The sequence below is a fragment of the Duganella sp. S19_KUP01_CR8 genome (assembly GCF_036688705.1).
Taxonomy (GTDB): Bacteria; Pseudomonadota; Gammaproteobacteria; order Burkholderiales; family Burkholderiaceae_D; genus Rugamonas.
The window spans coordinates 136,540-152,898 of record NZ_JAQQPR010000004.1 but is presented as its reverse complement, the minus strand read 5'-3'; the positions used below and the strand labels follow the sequence as shown (position 1 = coordinate 152,898).

Below are 16,359 nucleotides of genomic sequence, written 5' to 3'. Positions count from 1 at the left end.
TAGAGCACAATCTTCACGGTGGTTGTTGAGTTTAGTGGCATCAACAGAAAGGGAAAGAGACATGACAACAGTCCGCTTAATGAATTGCTTACGCGAAATTAACAACTGTTTTCAAGATCGTCCGGAAGACGCCGCAAATACCGCATTGCCTGCCAACCAACTCGTCCTCGGTTTGCTGCTCCGTGAGTTGGCGGCGTTCGTTGCCGCCCCTGATCTGCAAGAGCAATGTAGCGCCCTCGCCAATCAGATCGTTATCGAGAACTCCGATCGTCTGGCACTGAGGGAAAACCGTGAAACGCCAATGAATGATTTTATATCGCGCCTGCGGAATCCTGCGTTCCTTGCCAGCTATTTAGCCAACCCTTCGGAGCAGCTCGCCAAAGCAGGGCTTTCCGACGTCGAGCAACACTGGCTTAGTACAAGTGATCGGGGACTTCTGCGGGTGAGGTTGATTCAGGAGTTGGAGAAGGCGGGATTCTCCCCTTTGGTCAGCGACAAGTTCGGTATGAGCCCATCAATGATCGAGACCACGGTCATGACGACCAGTACGAATTTCGATACCTACCACATTGATGTGACACGAGAGACGACCAATACCACAACGAATAAACAAATCAGTTGGCTACGATCCGCAATCGAGGACATCGACAGTGCCATACACTACTTTGGCGAGCCAGCTTCCACGAAGCGCGGAGCACTAAAGGTGGTTGGCACCGGCATTCGGTCAATTGTTGATCTCAGTCTTGGGGCGGAAGCTGATATTCGCGCAGCCGCCAAAGTGATTTATTGTGTTGCCGACCCAGTAACCGAGCGGCAAATTCATCGCTTGAATCCCAACGCTGAATCTCTGTACAGACTCTATGGCAACGACAAGCCACGGATCGAAACGTATCAGGAAATGGTGAGCGTCATACTGGGTTACGTTCGCATGGGCTTGTCCGTTTGTGCGGTCTTCTACGGCCATCCCGGAGTATTTGCATGGTCTACTCATGAGGCCATTCGCCAAGCTCGCAAAGAGGGTTATCGCGCGGAGATGTCGCCGGCCATTTCGGCGGAAGCCTCCCTCCTGGCCGATCTGGGCTTGGACCCCTCCACCTTCGGCATGCAATCACTGGAAGCAACCGACTTTCTGATTCGGAGACGCACTATCGACACCTCATGCCATGTTCTGCTCTGGCAAGTCGAGTGCGTCGGCGACTTTGGCTTCAACTTCGCTGGGTACAAGAAGCAGAATTTCCCGATCCTGGTCGAATCTCTTCAGGCGATCTATCCCAAAGACCACCCGGTCGTCGTCTACGACGGCTCGCAACTTCCGCAGTTCCGGCCAAAGCTCCAGAAGCTCTCTTTATCGACAATCTCAGTGGAGCACCTTTCCGGAATATCGACGCTCTACTTGCCTCCCGTGATGACGCCGGACGTAGATGCGGACATGTGTCGTCGTCTTGGGCTTGATTTGCCGTGGCAGTTGCAAGCCGAAGGAACCTAGCAGCCCTGTGGTGCGAGGGACGCCTATGTCGGTCGCCAGCAGACCCGAGGGGGAGGGGGCCGCTGTTGGTACCTCAGGGCAGCACAATTACTTCAAATATCTTTGGGATTGCCGATGATTTGTTTTCCGGGGCGATTTCGGTTTTCTGGGTTTTACAGGTACTGCGCCGGCCGGCGAATGCGTATTTGGCACCTGGCGCAAAGCGCGTGGCAAGCGGCGTACCTCATACTCGTGCCAGGCCACTGCGATTTTTGAAGACACCGCTAGACTAACAAACAGCAAAGAGAGCAAAGGAAGAAGCGACAGGGATTTCACGCCAACACTGTCCGTGAGATCGAGCCCCCGCAACTCATCAATTGTGTTGGCTAATTTTGTTTTTCTATCGGCATCCTCAGGAAAGGAAAGTTCGCTCTGCAGATTAAGAATAATCGAATCGATGCAACGTGCGGCAAGAGCTTCGTCGCCCTGAACCAATGCCCAAAATAGGGAATCAAGACCTTTAGCGACCGTTCCACACGTGATAGTGCGAGAAGGGCGCGACGCGCAAAACTGTGGTGAAAGTTGCTCATTGATCATTCGCGCGGCGAGCTGATAGTGTTCAAATCGCGGCGCTTTTTCTTGGCGATCGAATTCCAATCCTTTCTGGAAGTACGGCGTGATGAAGGCAACAAGTGCGCAGCCAGCCATCACTTCAGCAACAAGTTTCATTCTAGCCTTGGGCAGTTCGATGTCCGCGCCACTCTTAAACAGTGAAGTTAACTTCTGACGCTTCGAGTGCGTCGCGGCGACGGTCAATATCAATGTGAACAGAACCAACGCCACTGAAAAGTAGCGGCTCCAATTTCGGTTAATAGACCAAAAAGCAAGCAGGCCTACGGCGGCCAAGGTGACGATGACGATTAGAAAAATGTACGGGAATCGGTAACGATGAAGGTGGGAGGGCATTATAAAGTTTGGGGTACGAAATCAGCGATCATAGCGCGAAATTGCACGGCTGGATTCTGTCGATGCGAGGGGGGCGAGATTCTGTCGGTAGGCGGCCAGGAGCAAATTTAGTCCCAATCCGGAAACAGATTTAGTCAAACGAAGGCTGCCTGAAGAGAAGTTGTGGGCCGAACAGTCATTTTACATAATATAAATTATGCGAAACTGGAGTGTAGCGGCAAAATCAGAATGTCTCGTTCGAGCAGAATCAGAATGTCTTGATGTGCTGGCCGAACTGGGCGGTCTTATCCAAGGTCAAACAGCCTATATGAGCGCCAATCATACTTGAGCTTCCTGTGCGGAGCTTGATATGACCAGGCCCAGAACCATCACGATCAGCATGCGCGAACTCGACCGCCTCAAGACGATTCAGGACGTCATTGCGGGTAAGCTGAAGGCTACCGCAGCAGCCACACATTTGGGCGTGACCAAGCGCCAACTTGACCGTTTGCTTTCGAGATTTCGCGATGAAGGCGCGACTGGTTTGATCTCCCGCCAACGAGGCCAGCCCGGTCACCGCCAACTACCGCCAGGCGCCGCAGAGCAAGCACTGGCCATCATTCGTGAACGCTACCAGGATTTCGGACCAACGCTGGCCAGCGAGAAACTGCGCGAACTCCACGGTATCAACATGTCCAAAGAAACCGTTCGGCACTTGATGCTCGATGCCGGACTATGGATCGAGCGTCGGCTACGATCGCCATCTGTTTATCAGCCACGCAACCGCCGTGATTGCATCGGCGAGCTGATCCAGATAGACGGCAGCGATCACGACTGGTTTGAAGGCCGCGCGCCCGCATGCACCCTACTGGTCTACATCGACGACGCCACGAGTCGTCTCATGCACCTCCACTTCACCTACTCTGAATCGACCTTCAGCTACTTCGAGGCCACTAGGGCCTACCTGGAGCGTTATGGCAAGCCTGTGGCCTTTTACAGCGACAAGGCGACGGTATTCCGTTGCAACCGTAAGCAAGTCGCCGCAGGTGACGGCCACACGCAGTTATTCGAACTCAACATCGAGAGCATTTGCGCCAACAGCAGCCAGGCCAAGGGCCGCGTCGAACGGGCGAACAAGACCCTGCAGGACCGGCTGGTCAAGGAACTGCGCCTGCAAGGCATATCGTCGCACGCGGACGCCAACCGCTACGCCGCAGCGTTCATGAAGGACTATAACCAACGTTTCGCTAAGCCGGCCCGCAACGACTTCGACGCCCATCGCCCACTGCGTGAGGATGAAGATCCTGAGTTGATTTTCACCTGGCGCGAAACGCGCAAGGTCTCCAAAGCGCTGACCGTCCAATACGACAAGACGATGTTTCTGCTGGCCGACAGGCCGGAGATGCGCCGGCTGATCGGCCGCTACATCGAGGTCTACGAATACCCGGACGGCCGGATCGAGATCCGGGCCAACGGTGCCGCGCTGCCGGTCGTCCCCTACGACCGCCTGGCTGTGGTCGACCAGGGCGCCATCGTCGAAAACAAGCGGCTAGGCCACGTCCTGCAGATCGCCCAACTGATGCAAGAACAGCGCGATAGCCGACGTGGCCGGTCTGCGCCGGCTAGAACCAATCAAGGACGGCCGCCAGTGGAAACGAAGGCGGCGCCGGGCAAAAAGGTGCAACGGAAGCTAACGCTGGTCGACTTGGAAGACGCCATCAAGAAAGCCAAGCACTGAACGGCGAGACATTCTGATTTGGCTAAGAACGAGACATTCTGATTTAGCCTTAACAAGGTGTAGAAGCTAAGTAGAAATAGCTGGATCGACTCAAAACGATCCAAGCCGTCGTCGCTGGTCAGATCAAAGCCAGCGCGGCGGCCGCTCGACTGGATATCACCAGGCCAGAGCTACATCGATGCCGGCGCCAGCGGCTTGGTCTCGCGCAAGCGCGGCAAGCCAAGCAATTTCCAACTGGCGCCCGGCGTGGCCGCAAGCGCGCTGGCGATCATCCTTGCGAAATCTTGTTGGTCACTTCTCATCTTGTTAGTCACCTCTCAGCATGCCGTGCTGCCATGTAGATCGCCTATCCACAACAAAATCGGCCGGCGTCAGCATGCGTCAGTTGCAGAAGGTCTTCTTCGGCGCTTCTGTTTTGGTCTCGGTTTTTTGCGCGACGACGCCCTCTTTCTTCTCGCCCTTGTCCTTGCTGTCGCCGTCATCCGGCGTGCTGGACGTCGCGGCCGGGCCGCCGTTGCTGGCGGTCGATGGCGTGTCGCCTCCGCCACCACCACCAGCGCTCGGCGACTTGACGCCGCCGCTGACCACCGCCGTGGTCGCGTTGATCACGTTGATCGAGGTATTGAGCGCTTGCGCGATCGGCCCGCTGGACTGCGGCTGTGGCGGCGGCACCGCCGCCACACAGCCGGCGGCGCTCGGGTTGCTGAGGCAAACGTCCACCGGCGGCAGCACTGCCGAACAACCAGGCAGACCCGGCGTTACCATGCAGCTGGCCACCGTTGGCAGCACGGCCACGCAACCTGGCAAACCTGGCGCGGCGATACAGGCGGCCAAGGTAGGCAACACGGCCGAGCAACCCGGCAAGGCCGGCGCCGCTGCGCAAGCCGCCACGGTAGGCAGCACCGCCGAACAGCCCGGCAAGGCCGGCGTGACACTACACACGGCGATGCTCGGCAGCACAACCGAGCACCCCGGCAAGGCCGGCGTGACACTGCACGCGGCGATGGTCGGCAGCACAGCCGAGCACCCCGGCAAGGCCGGCGTGACACTGCACGCGGCGATGGTCGGCAGCACAACCGAGCACCCCGGCAAGGCCGGCGTGACACTGCACACGGCGATGGTCGGCAGCACAACCGAGCACCCCGGCAAGGCCGGCGTGACACTGCACGCGGCGATGGTCGGCAGCACAGCCGAGCATCCCGGGGTGGCCGGCGCGGCGACGCAAACGGCCAAACTCGGCAGCACCGCACTGCAACCGGCGGTCGTCGGATTCGCCGTGCAAACGGCCAAGGCAGGCAGTACCACCGAACAGCCCGCGGTGGCCGGCGCAGCCACGCAGACGCCCAGGCTCGGCAAGACCGCGCTGCAACCGGCGGCGGTTGGATTGCTGGTGCAGGCTGCCAGGCTAGGCAGCACCACTTCGCAACCGGCGGTGGTCGGCGCGGCGACGCATACGCTCATGCTCGGCAAGACCACGCTGCAACCGACGGTGGTGGGATTCGCCGCGCAGACCGCCAAGCTAGGCAACACGGCCGAACAGCCGGCGGTGGCCGGCGCCGCAACGCATGTGCTCACGCTAGGCAGTACGGCGCTGCAACCGGCCGTGGCTGGATTGATCGTGCAAATGGCCAGGCTGGGCAGAACCACCGAGCAGCCTGCGGTGGCCGGCGCGTTGGTGCAGACCTCCAGGCTGGGCAGCACGCTGGCGCAGCCGCTCAGCGCCGGGTTGACGATACAGTCCGTCAAGGTCGGTGGCTGGGTCTGCGGCGGCGCGGTGTACAAATGCGAGCTGACGTTGCCGCCGGACGGCACGTGCGCGCCGCTGACGCCATGCGCATTGATGGTGATATTGCCGCCGCTGGAAGTGACGTTCTGGGCAAAGATGATCTGGTCCAGCGGGTTGCTGGAAGCGGCCGCGCCGGCCGTCAGATCGATATTGCCGGTCGCCGCCAGGTCGCCGTTGATGGTCAGCGCATGGCCGGTGGCGGTCCTCAGCACCAGCGTGCCGTCGGTGGCGACGACGTTGCCCGCCGCCGCCGTCGGCTGTCCGAGCACCAGGTCCGACAGGCTGCTGACCTGTATGCCCGCCCCTGCCGCCGACGCCGTCAACGAAGCGATGCGCGGCACGGTGGTATGCAGGCCGCCGCTGCCGTCGATGGCACCGATGCCGGCGCCGCGCGTGGAGCTGCCGCTGGCCGTCACGCTGAGGGTGGCGCCGACGATATCGTTGAGGCCGGTGGCGCCGTACACGGCGCCGGACGAGGCCAGCGCGACAGCGCCGCCGCCGGCGTCGATCCGCTCCACGATCGCCAGTTCGCTGGTGGCGCCGCCGTTGACCGTCAGCGTGACGTTGCCGCCCAGCGTGCGCACGCCGCCCACCGTGCCGCCGCCCGACTCGATCAGCGCATTGGCCGGCAACGCCCCGACCGTGAAGCCGGCGCCGTTGCTGTAGGAGATGGCGCTGCCATTGGTCTCGGCCGCCAGCGTGGAAATCAGGTTGCCCGGATCGTTCAGCGTGACGATGCCGCCCGCCGACAGACCCAGCGTGGTGACCAAGACAGGCCCGCCCTGGGTGATGGTGCCGCCGCTGCCCAGCCCGATCAGCGTGGTGGCCGGATTGATGTCGGTCGCGACGGCGGTGCCGGCGGTGGTGATGCCGGCCACGTAGAGGTCTCCCGGCGCTTCGGCGTCGGCGTAGCGCCGGCCGATGCCGATGTTCGGCGCGATCACGCGGTCGAGCCGGGTGATCGCCAGGCAGCCGCCGACGCCGCCCGCATGGCAGGTGGCCGAGCCCACCGTGATCGGCCGCGCGGTGGTGTGCGGCTGCAGGATCACGGTGCTGCCGGTGACGGTGTCGTTGAGCGCCAGATTGTCCGTCTCCAGCACCGCCCCGGCCGTGCCGACGTTGATCGGCTTGTCGACCGAGAGCTGATGGGTGACGAAGCCGGTCGACAGTTCCAGGTCCTGGTTATTGGTCGACAGGCCGTTGATGGTGGTGCTGCCGTCGATCGCCGTCACGCTGTTGACGCTCACATTGCTGCCGGCGTAGATTTCCGACGGCCCCTTGGTGCCGCTGCCGCCCTGGTTCAGCGCGCCACCCAAGGTGCCGAAACTGTTGGCGATCAAATTCAGCTCGGCGGGACCGGCGGCCTCCAGCACCAGCGTGCCGGCCGACACGACCAGCGGCGCCCCGGCCACCTGGCCGATGCCGGCGCCGTCGGACTTGAGCCGGATGGCCTGGCCGGCGCCGGCGGTGATGCCGCTGACGCCGTCGACCGTCTCGACCGAGACCTGGTTGGCGGAACGGTAGGCGAACGAGCCGCTGGTGGAACCGGCGATGTGGCCGGTGGCGTTGGCCTGGTCCAGCGTAACGCTGCCGGCCGTCAGCGCGACCGTGCCGATGCCGCCGATGGTGGCGCTGGCGCTCTGGCTGATGGCGCCGAAGGACGTCAGGTGCAGCGCCGAGCCGACGTGCTCGAACGCGCCGCCGCTGCCGCTGTCCAGCGCCGATTCGATCGCCATCGCGCCGGCGGTGGACGAGCCGATGCGCAGCACGGGCGCGTGTACGCCGTTCAGTTCGGTGCTGGTCAGGCGCAGCACGCCGCTGCTGTCGCCGGCCAGCGCGCCGACCTTGACCAGCACGCCCGAGGTGTACGGCGCCAGCGTGACCCGGTTGGTGCTGGTGATCGCGCCGCCCAGGCTCATGTTGTCGGCCGAGATCGTCTGCGGCGCGCCGCCGCTGGAGATCGCGGTGCCGGCCTGGGTGGACAGCAGTCCGTCAACGTTGCTGGCGTCGATCACCAGCGCGCCGCCGGTGGTGTCGATGCTGGACGTGCCATTCAGGGTCACGCCGGTGGTGCCATGCACGGTCAGCGCGCTGCCGTTGCTGGCGATGGCGCCGTTGCCGTTCATGACCAGCCCGCCCTGCGAGTTGAACGTGGTGGCGCCATGCGTCTGCACCAGCCCGCCGTTGGCTATCGTGATCGATTTCGATGGATCAGTGTTGGATACGTTCAGCGAGCCCGTCGTCAGCGCGCTGTTGATGACGACGTTGCCGCTGCCGCCGATCAGCCCGACCTGCCCGGTCACGTAATTGCCGGTGTACAGATCCAGCGCGCCGGAGATGGCGAGGTCGGCGGTCTGGGAACTGGTGCCCAAGGACAGATTGCCGGTGGTGTCTATGGTTTGCAGTTCGGCCTGGCTCAGGCCGAGCACCCGCGTGCCGGGCGCGCCGCTGACATCGGTCGCGCCCACGCCTACTTGGATCAGGGTGTCCACGTTGCCGGGGCTGATGGCGACGGCACCGGAGCCCGCATGCAGCGCGCTGCCGGTGAACGACATGGCGTCGGCTTTCAGGGTGATCTGGCCGCCGCCGCTGGACACGCTGGAACCGGCCGGCATGACCAGCGCTGCGTTGGCGTCGGACGCGAACAACTGGATGGCGCCGCCGCCGCTGCCGATCGGTTGCGCAGCCGTCAGCGCGATGCCGCCGTTGCCGCGGATCGTGATGGCGCCGCCGGCGGTGCCGACCGGCTTGTTGATCGCGGTGGTGTAGCCGGTGGCGTTGTCCAGCACCACATCGCCCGCGCCTTGCTGATCGATGCCGTAGCCGCTGGCGCCGCCCACCGACAGATTGGTGCCGCTGTTCGCCAGCCGTATCGGTCCCGACGCGGTGTTTTGCGCCTGCACGCCGTCGCTGACGATGGCCAGCGCGCTGGCATTGTTAATGCCGTAGATGCCGGTGGTGGCCTTCAGGTCCAGCGCGCCGGCCTTGATGGCATTGCCGGCAAGCACCTGGATCGCGCCGGCGCTGGTGAGCGACACCGTGCCGTTGGTGCCGCTCGCAGTCGAGCGCGCATCCAGCGGGCCGTCGGCGCCCAGTATCAGATCGCCGCCGTTGGCGGTCAGGGTCACGTTGCCGGCATTGAGCGCGGCCGTGCTGACGCCGCGCGCGGTCAGCGCCTGCTGGGCCGTCATGGTGATGCTGCCGGTGGTCGAGACCACGCTGCCCACGGCGATGTTCTGCGTCGCCAGCAGGTTGACGGTGGCGCCGGTGAGGACGGAACTGTTGTCGCTGGCGAGACTGCCCGAGGTGTCCAGCGTCAGGTTCGCGCTGCCGGCGTTCAGGTTGCCGGCGATGGTCAGGTTGTTGGTCGAGCCGATGCTGATGGCGGCGTTGCTGCCGTAGTGCGAGTCCGAGTTCAGGGTCATCGTGCCCGCGTGGCTCAGGTACAGGCCTTGCGGACCGGCGCCGGAGGCGCCGATGTGGAACTCGCTGTTGCCGCTGCTGACCGCGGCGGTCAGCAAAGGCAGGCCGGAAGTGCCGATCGCGCCGGTGCTGCTGTCTTGCAACTGGATGTAGTTCGAGCTGATGACGCTGGAGGCGCCGGTGCGTGTGATCGCGCCGCTGCCGCCGGCGTTGAGCAAGACCTGGCCGGCGGCTCCGGTGCCGATCGTGCCGGCCACTTCGATCCCGTAGGCGGAGCCGGCAGTGGTCGAAACGTCCACCAGGGCGTTGGCCGAGCCGGTGCTGACCGAGGCGATCGACAGCGACTGGTTGTTGACCAGCACGACATCGCCGGCGCCGGTGACGCTGGCGGTCAGCGCGCCGATGCCGTTGCTTGCCCCCGCCAGGTTGATGCCGGTGCCCGCGGTGATGCTGGTGGCGCCGCCCTTGACGATGCCGCTGCCCAGCACCTGGCCGTTACTCGCGACCAGCGTCAGCGCGGAGACTCCCGAATTGCCGGCGCTGACGCCGTAGGTCGTATCCGCGATCGTCAGGTCGCCGGTCAGCGCCGTCAGGCTCAGGGGCGCCGAGCCAAAACTCAAGACGCCATGCGAACCGGCGACGGTGCCGACCGTGAGGCCGGTGGAATTGACCAAGCTGAAGCCGGCCGCGGCATTGCTGTAGCCGGCCAGGGAGCTGATGGCGTTGGACGTATTGGTCAGCGTGACCGCGCCCTCGTCGGCGATGATCAGCGCCGACGGCACGGTGATCTCCGCGGTCTGGGTGATGTCGCCCTTGTAGTCGCGTAAATTGAGGACACCAACCGGCGTTGACAGCGGCCCGTTGATGGCCAGGCCGCCGCTGACCAGGGCCAGTCCGGAGCTGATCTCGATGGCGCCGCTGCTGGAGCTGACGCCGACCTGCGTAGGGATCGCGCCGCCGGCCACGGTGCCGATCGTCAGGGCGTCGGCGTCGTGGTAGGAGAAGCCGGTGGCGCCGGAGCCGGCCAGCGTGTCGACGGTGTTGACGTTGTGGGTCAAGGTCACGCTGCCGGTATCGGCGATCGCCGCCAGCGTCGGCACCGAGATCGGCGCGGTCTGCGTGATGTTGCCGCCCGTGGTGTAGAGCGACAGCTTGCCGCCGCCGCTATTGCTCACCTGCGCGTTGAGCGCGATGCCGGTGGTGGCCGACAAGGTCAGTTCATTGGAGGTGGACCAGCTGACCGGGGCCAGCACCGTGATCGAGCCGGTGCCGGTGTAGACGTTGACGTCCGAGATGGCCAGTTGGTTGGTCAGCGTGGTCGGCGTCAGCACGGCCGGGGTGTTGTTGGCCTCGTAGACGAAAGGCGAGCCGCCGCTTTGCGTGATAAAGGTGTCGCTGCCGGTGTTGATGGAAATATTGTTCGGGTCCAGCAGCAGGGTGCCGGTCTTGCCGCGCGGCGCGCGCAGGTCGACCGCGCCGCGGAAATCGAGGAAGCGCTTGCCGGACGACTCGGCCACGCCGCCGTCGCCGCCGGCCGCCCCGCCCCGCGCCGACACCTGCCCCGCCATCGACGTCGCGCCGTCGGCCCACACCACCACCTTGCCGCCGTCGCCACGCGCGATCGCGTCGGCGCGGATGCTGGCGTCGGCACCGACCACGGTTTGCTGCGCGTTCGGCACCGCCGCGTTCTTGCCCTGGTAGTCGCCGCCGACCAGCACGGTGCCGCCGCCGGCCTGGCCGCTGGCGTCGATGCGGGCGTCGCCGATCAAGGCCACGCGCTGGCCCAGCACCGCCACCTGCCCGCCCTGCCCGGCGCCGGTGGCGCTGGTCACGCTGCCCGCCTCCAGCAGCGTGTCGCGGCTGGCCTTGAGCATGATCTGGCCATTCTCGCCCACCACCGCGCTGTTGGCGTTGAGGCGCCCGCGCTGGTTGACCAGCGCGCCGTAGATGCCGATGCGGCCGCCCTGGGCGATCACCTGGCCCAGGTTCAGGGCCGCGTTGTCCGGCGCGCTGACCACCACCTGCACCGACGGATTGGCGGCCTCGACGAATTGCACCGCGTGCCCGGCCGCCAGGATCACGTCGCCCTGCGGCGAGGTGATGATGCCGCTGTTGTCCACGTTCGGCGCGATCAGGAACACCTGGCCGCCGGACGGCGTGGTGATGCTGCCGGCGTTGCTGACCGCGCCCGCGTTGGCGACGCCGGTGTAGTTGTTGCGGCCCGCCAGGAAGTCGCTGTTCGACAGGTTCAGGCTGGAGGCGACCAGGCCGCCGACGTCGATCCGCGCGTCGCGGCCGAACAGCACGCCGTTCGGGTTAATCAGGAACACGCGGCCGTTCGACTGCAGCGCGCCGAAAATCTGGCTGGGGTCCTGCCCCAGGATGCGGTTCAGCACGGCGCTTGAGCTGCTTTGCTGGATGAAACGGGTCACCTCGCCGGCGCCGACCGAGAAACTCTGCCAGTTGATGATCGTGTTGGGGGTGTTGGTGATGGAGTACACATTGCCTTGCTGGGCAAATGTCGCCTGGCCGGCCACCACCTGCGGCGAACTGGGCGCCGCCTGCGCGGTGCTGAAACAGGCGGCTATCAGCAAGGGCAGCCAGGTGCGTCGCGGCGCTGCGGTCGCCAGGCCGGAGCAGAGTCGCTTCATCATTGTTTCCCCGATCACGTTGCGCGGCGTCCAGGCGTCGCGTATGTTTTTGACATCCCCCGGGGCGTAGGTGTACCGCCACCCGCCCTGTGGATCGATCCGCTATGAGCAGTGTAACGCTGTTTATATTATCTATTGGAATTTAAACGTGAAGCGCCGGGCTGGTCCGGGGGGCGAGCGCATCTCCGATGTGAACGCGCAGCCATACCGTGTGACAATTCGTGTATTTTTCATGATTGTCAAGATGATAATCTGGCGTCATCCCTCCTCCTTGCAAGGACCCGCCGCCATGATGCCCCATCACTCCACTAGCACAGTGCAGACCACCACCGACACGGGCCAGCAAAACCCGCAGCAAGTGGTGGTCCATGTGGGCGGCAATGTGCATGGTTTCGGCACCCCGGCGCCACAGGGGCCGCAGACTACCGGGCCAGGCCAGGCGCTGGGGCACGGCAGCCCGAACGCCGGCGGTCTGACCGGGCAGCTGCACCGGGAGCGCATGGAACGCGCACGGCTGTTGCAACAGCAGCAGACCCAACAGCCGACGCAGCAGCAAGCGCCGCTGCCGCCGATCAGCGACGTGGTGACTGCGACCGCGCTGGCCGATCCCGGCTCCGACATCGGCGCCCAGCGCCAGGAGCTGCTGGCCGCCATGTGCACGCTGATGCGCATGTCGCAGGATATGGCACTGTCGGGGCTGGACGGCGTGATGAGGCAGATCAACGAACTGCAGGCCCGCATCAACGCGCTGGAACGCGGCACACTCACCCTGCGCCTTGCACCGGGCGGCGGGATGCGCGTAGCAGGCAGTGGCGGGCCGCCTGGCGTTCCGCCGCCGGGTGGTGGCTTGACCGGCGTCGAGCGCGACACGCGGCTTCCGCTGCAACTGCGGCTGGGCGGCAATGGCATGCGGGTGGCCACCGGCGGCGCGCCGCCGGATCCACCGCCGGGCGGCAGCCAGACCAGCGTGGCAGACGAGGTGCCGATACGGCGCGTGCTCAGGGTGAGGCCGGCCACGCAGCGCTTCCTGGCGGCGCGCGCGGCGCTGCAGGCATTTCAGCAAAGCTTGCTGCAAGGGCAGCAGGACCGCAGCGCGCGGCGTGAACGCGTCGAGTCGGCACGGCGCGCGGTCGACGCCCAGCTGCAGCCGACGCCGGGACCGGGCTGGCGCCGGCTCACCCAGCAGCGCGCCAACTTCCTCAACGCGGTTGCCGCGCTGACGAATCGGCCGCCGCCGGTCCAGCCAACCGCCAACTGGCGCAACCTGATGCAGCGCCATGCGAACTTCCAGGCGGCACTGCTGAACCTGATTGCCAATCCGCCGCCACTGCTGCCCACCCTCGGCTGGATGAATCTGATTCAGCAGGTGAACAATTTCCAGAACGCGCTGCATGCGCTGACGCTCAACCCGCCGCTGCCGCTACTGCAGCCCCCCATCGCCAATAACGCCAACCACGCTCCAGCGCCCTATTACGTGCCGGGCTGGCGTGCCATCCATATCCTGCATGGCGACCATACGGGCGGCCAGCATCTGGGCATGTACAATCCCGCGCTGCACGGGGCGCCGCCGAACGCCGTCACCAATCACGCCTGGCCGGGCCATTTTGTCACCTATTTCCCGGTGGCGTGGGATGCGGACGATGTGCTTGCTGCCATGATCGAAGCGGCCCATGCCACCTACCATCTGGCCGTCCAGCAGGGCAACGGCAACTGGCTGCATCCGCCGGTCCAGGTCAGCCGGCGCGGCATTACCATCTGGATCACGGTGGTCACCCGCGCCAATATGCATGGCCTGACCGTGCACACCGGCTGGGCCTAAGCGCTGTTACCTTCGAGTTACCGTAACGATACTTGTGCCCATGGCCGGCGCTACTTACAGTGCAGAGGTCGGCTGGAAAGCCGGGCTCCAGCGAGCCAGCCTCTCCAAAACTCCGACACAGGACGGTCCATTTTCAATCTGACCTGCGGCGATCCGGCTTGACCGGCTGCCAGGACATTTCGCCTATGCGGCCGATACGCTCAGACGGCGCGCCCTGCCTGACCGCAGGGAGTTGCCTCTTTTAATCGCAACGAGTTAGGAGCACAACATGGGAATTGCAACCACTGATTGTCCCGTACAGATCCAGATCTGGGTGGACGACAACGCCGTCACATTGAACAATCCGACCGGCGTGTATCTGGTCGACAACCGCGTCAACTATGGCAGCCAGAACGAAGGTTCCGCCAACCTCAGCACGGCCACGTCCAAGAACAGCAACGTCTGCTGGCAAGTATTCCTGATCAACCCGAAGTCCAAGTCCACCGTGCAGATCCAATCGATCGGCAACTCGGACGCATGGGGTCCCAGCGGCCAGCCGCAAATGGCGCCGGATAACACCGCGGCCTTCACCGGCACGATGCAAAACGCCGGCAACAATTCATACTCGCTGGGCGTCACTGTTCAGGTGCCGGGCGGATCGGGCTTTACCGTCAAGCTGAACCCCTCTGTCAATGTGAGCGCCTAAACCAAGGAGGTAATATCATGAGTGAGCACGTCAACAAGGGTACGGCCCAAGTCCGCATCGAATCCGCTGCGCCCAGCTACAACCCGCAAACGGCGATCACCATCGCCGTCGATACCGCCTATGTCGTTGCACAGGGCGGCGGCTCGGTCAATTCGGGCATCTACATGTTCGACAACCGCCTGACCAATGGCAGCGGCGGCGAAGGTAGCCTGGAATTGCAATCGCGCGTCAATCTGGGCGACCTGATTGGCTTCGATGTGGTGCCTATCAATCCCAACACCAAGGACACGGTCAGCATTACCGGGTTCAACATTTCCTCAGGCTCGGTATTCGGCAGCCAAGGCTACCCGATCAGCGCCTCCGCCGACAACAGCTACTGGGTGGGACAGGCCGTCAACGCCGGCCCGTCGATGACCTATCAGATCCAGATCCTGGTGCAAACCGGTGGCCTGCGGCCAACCAACTACTACGTCACCTGGGATCCATTTATCTCCACCGTCTGACGCGGCGCCTGCCATTTGCCTCAGCACGGATCAGGCGGCCTGCCCGATCCGTTCTTCGGCTGTTTCCTGTGACATCAATGACTGGTCCAACGCGAGGAGTGCGTACGATGATGGCCCCACCGATCTTGCCAAACCAGTATCTCGTCTACACTGGCTATGTAGGCCCGGACCAGCCCACTGTGACCCAGACCTGGCTGCTGCCCCCGAATGCGGTCGCCAACGGCGCCACGCCGCAACAGCCGCTCAAGCTGCCCTTCCTCTACACCGGCAACGGCAACCTTGCGGCGCTTAAGCAGCTTTCCAATGACGACTTCAGCATCGCCGCCGTGTACAGCGGCAGCCCGACGCCGCAGAATGTGAGCATCGGCCTGCAGGTCACCGGCAAGCATGCCTGGAGCACCGGCGCGTCCGCCCGCAATGCCTTGCGCGCCAATTTCCTGACCCTGATACAGCAAATCGAACTGCAGTTCGAGCAGAACGGCACACCGGCATTGATCGCCGGCGCCAGCGCCATGATCGCCGCGGCGTTCACGCAGATCTTGCCGTTGCCGATAGCGGAAACGCTGTTGTACGCCTGCGGCCTGGAGACCGGCATCGGCACCGGCGCGGCGCCGGCGGTCAATCTCCAGCCCGGCATGCGCCTGCGCAGCGAGCCGTCGGCCCGGCAATACCTGGCGCCGCCCAATCAAGGTTTCTCCGCCTACGTTGCCAGCGGCACGCTGAGCTGGAACGTCAGCGGCAACGCCGGCCAGGCGCCGTTGCAGCAGTTTGACGCCTTTCTTGGCGCGATCGCCGGGCCGCAGATCACCCCGCCGCCCGCCGCGCCAGTCCCCATCAACAGCCTGATCGATCTGCAACTGGCGGGCAGCGCCTATCGCTACCACCGCCTGATCTACCCGCAGAATGTGATTGCCGCCAACAACGCCGGCAACTTGACGGCGCAACAAAATATCCAGCTGTTGGCGGCCAACACCCTGGCTGACCTGTATCACAGCCCTGCCGCCACCCAGCTGTTTTTTGGCCGCGACCTGGTGGTGCCGGAGATCTGCGTGTGGCTGGGACCATCAACCGGCAACCTGACGCCCTTGTATGTGCCGCTGGGTACGACCGTGAACCATCTGCTGGAGCGCTTCGGCGCCTGGAAGCCGCTGTCCACCAATGATGCGCGCAACGTCACCGTGCTGTATCGCATGGTCTATTCGCCCAGCAACCAGGGTTCGCTGAGCGGCGTGCAGATCAGCTTCGCGCCCCAGACCGCCAGCATCACCGACTTGCGTGTATTGAATCTGCCGCTGTTGCCCGGCGACGCGCTGCTGTTGAATCTTCCGATACCATGAGCCCGAG

Annotated in this window: 9 protein-coding genes; 6 read left to right on the top strand and 3 right to left on the bottom strand. The window is 64.1% G+C overall.

Annotation, left to right across the window (positions count from 1 at the left end):
• The first annotated feature begins 61 nt into the window (after positions 1–61).
• The gene (locus V6M89_RS05780; RefSeq protein WP_332852301.1) at positions 62–1,486 is read left to right on the top strand and encodes an SAM-dependent methyltransferase; all 1,425 of its coding nucleotides are present in this window, start codon (positions 62–64) and stop codon (positions 1,484–1,486) included.
• An 87-nt stretch (positions 1,487–1,573) separates the two neighbouring features.
• On the opposite strand, the gene V6M89_RS05775 is transcribed toward V6M89_RS05780, so the two are convergent.
• Positions 1,574–2,431, bottom strand: coding sequence for a hypothetical protein (locus V6M89_RS05775; protein ID WP_332852300.1), 858 nt, complete (start codon positions 2,429–2,431; stop codon positions 1,574–1,576).
• 349 nt (positions 2,432–2,780) lie between these two features.
• On the opposite strand from V6M89_RS05775, the gene V6M89_RS05770 reads away from it, so the two are divergent.
• Positions 2,781–4,148 (top strand): ISNCY family transposase, encoded by a 1,368-nt coding sequence (locus tag V6M89_RS05770; protein ID WP_332852299.1) that lies wholly within the window; start codon positions 2,781–2,783, stop codon positions 4,146–4,148.
• A gap of 170 nt (positions 4,149–4,318) precedes the next feature.
• Here the strand turns inward: V6M89_RS05770 and V6M89_RS05765 are convergent, their stop codons facing one another.
• Complete coding sequence (locus tag V6M89_RS05765) at positions 4,319–4,450, bottom strand: hypothetical protein (RefSeq protein WP_332852298.1); 132 nt, start codon at positions 4,448–4,450, stop codon at positions 4,319–4,321.
• A 79-nt stretch (positions 4,451–4,529) separates the two neighbouring features.
• Positions 4,530–12,011, bottom strand: coding sequence for a two-partner secretion domain-containing protein (locus V6M89_RS05760; RefSeq protein ID WP_332852297.1), 7,482 nt, complete (start codon positions 12,009–12,011; stop codon positions 4,530–4,532).
• A 286-nt stretch (positions 12,012–12,297) separates the two neighbouring features.
• Between V6M89_RS05760 and V6M89_RS05755 the strand changes: the two genes are divergently transcribed.
• From V6M89_RS05755 to V6M89_RS05740, 4 genes are all read left to right on the top strand, one after another.
• The gene (locus V6M89_RS05755; RefSeq protein ID WP_332852296.1) at positions 12,298–13,827 is read left to right on the top strand and encodes a hypothetical protein; all 1,530 of its coding nucleotides are present in this window, start codon (positions 12,298–12,300) and stop codon (positions 13,825–13,827) included.
• 268 nt (positions 13,828–14,095) lie between these two features.
• Positions 14,096–14,512: a hypothetical protein gene (locus tag V6M89_RS05750; protein ID WP_332852295.1), complete on the top strand. Its 417-nt coding sequence runs from the start codon at positions 14,096–14,098 to the stop codon at positions 14,510–14,512.
• Positions 14,513–14,529: 17 nt separating this feature from the next.
• The gene (locus tag V6M89_RS05745) at positions 14,530–15,015 is read left to right on the top strand and encodes a hypothetical protein (protein WP_332852294.1); all 486 of its coding nucleotides are present in this window, start codon (positions 14,530–14,532) and stop codon (positions 15,013–15,015) included.
• 107 nt (positions 15,016–15,122) lie between these two features.
• A complete protein-coding gene (locus tag V6M89_RS05740) occupies positions 15,123–16,352 on the top strand; it encodes a hypothetical protein (protein WP_332852293.1) in 1,230 nt (409 codons plus the stop codon).
• Positions 16,353–16,359: the final 7 nt, after the last annotated feature.

Excerpts from the sequence above, each read along its gene's own strand:
- V6M89_RS05775 (WP_332852300.1), bottom strand. The coding sequence starts at position 2,431 with ATGCCCTCCCACCTTCATCGTTACCGATTCCCGTACATTTTTCTAATC.
- V6M89_RS05750 (WP_332852295.1), top strand. The coding sequence starts at position 14,096 with ATGGGAATTGCAACCACTGATTGTCCCGTACAGATCCAGATCTGGGTG.
- V6M89_RS05740 (WP_332852293.1), top strand. The coding sequence starts at position 15,123 with ATGATGGCCCCACCGATCTTGCCAAACCAGTATCTCGTCTACACTGGC.
- V6M89_RS05765 (WP_332852298.1), bottom strand. The coding sequence starts at position 4,450 with ATGAGAAGTGACCAACAAGATTTCGCAAGGATGATCGCCAGCGCGCTT.
- V6M89_RS05770 (WP_332852299.1), top strand. The coding sequence starts at position 2,781 with ATGACCAGGCCCAGAACCATCACGATCAGCATGCGCGAACTCGACCGC.
- V6M89_RS05755 (WP_332852296.1), top strand. The coding sequence starts at position 12,298 with ATGATGCCCCATCACTCCACTAGCACAGTGCAGACCACCACCGACACG.
- V6M89_RS05745 (WP_332852294.1), top strand. The coding sequence starts at position 14,530 with ATGAGTGAGCACGTCAACAAGGGTACGGCCCAAGTCCGCATCGAATCC.
- V6M89_RS05780 (WP_332852301.1), top strand. The coding sequence starts at position 62 with ATGACAACAGTCCGCTTAATGAATTGCTTACGCGAAATTAACAACTGT.
- V6M89_RS05760 (WP_332852297.1), bottom strand. The coding sequence starts at position 12,011 with ATGATGAAGCGACTCTGCTCCGGCCTGGCGACCGCAGCGCCGCGACGC.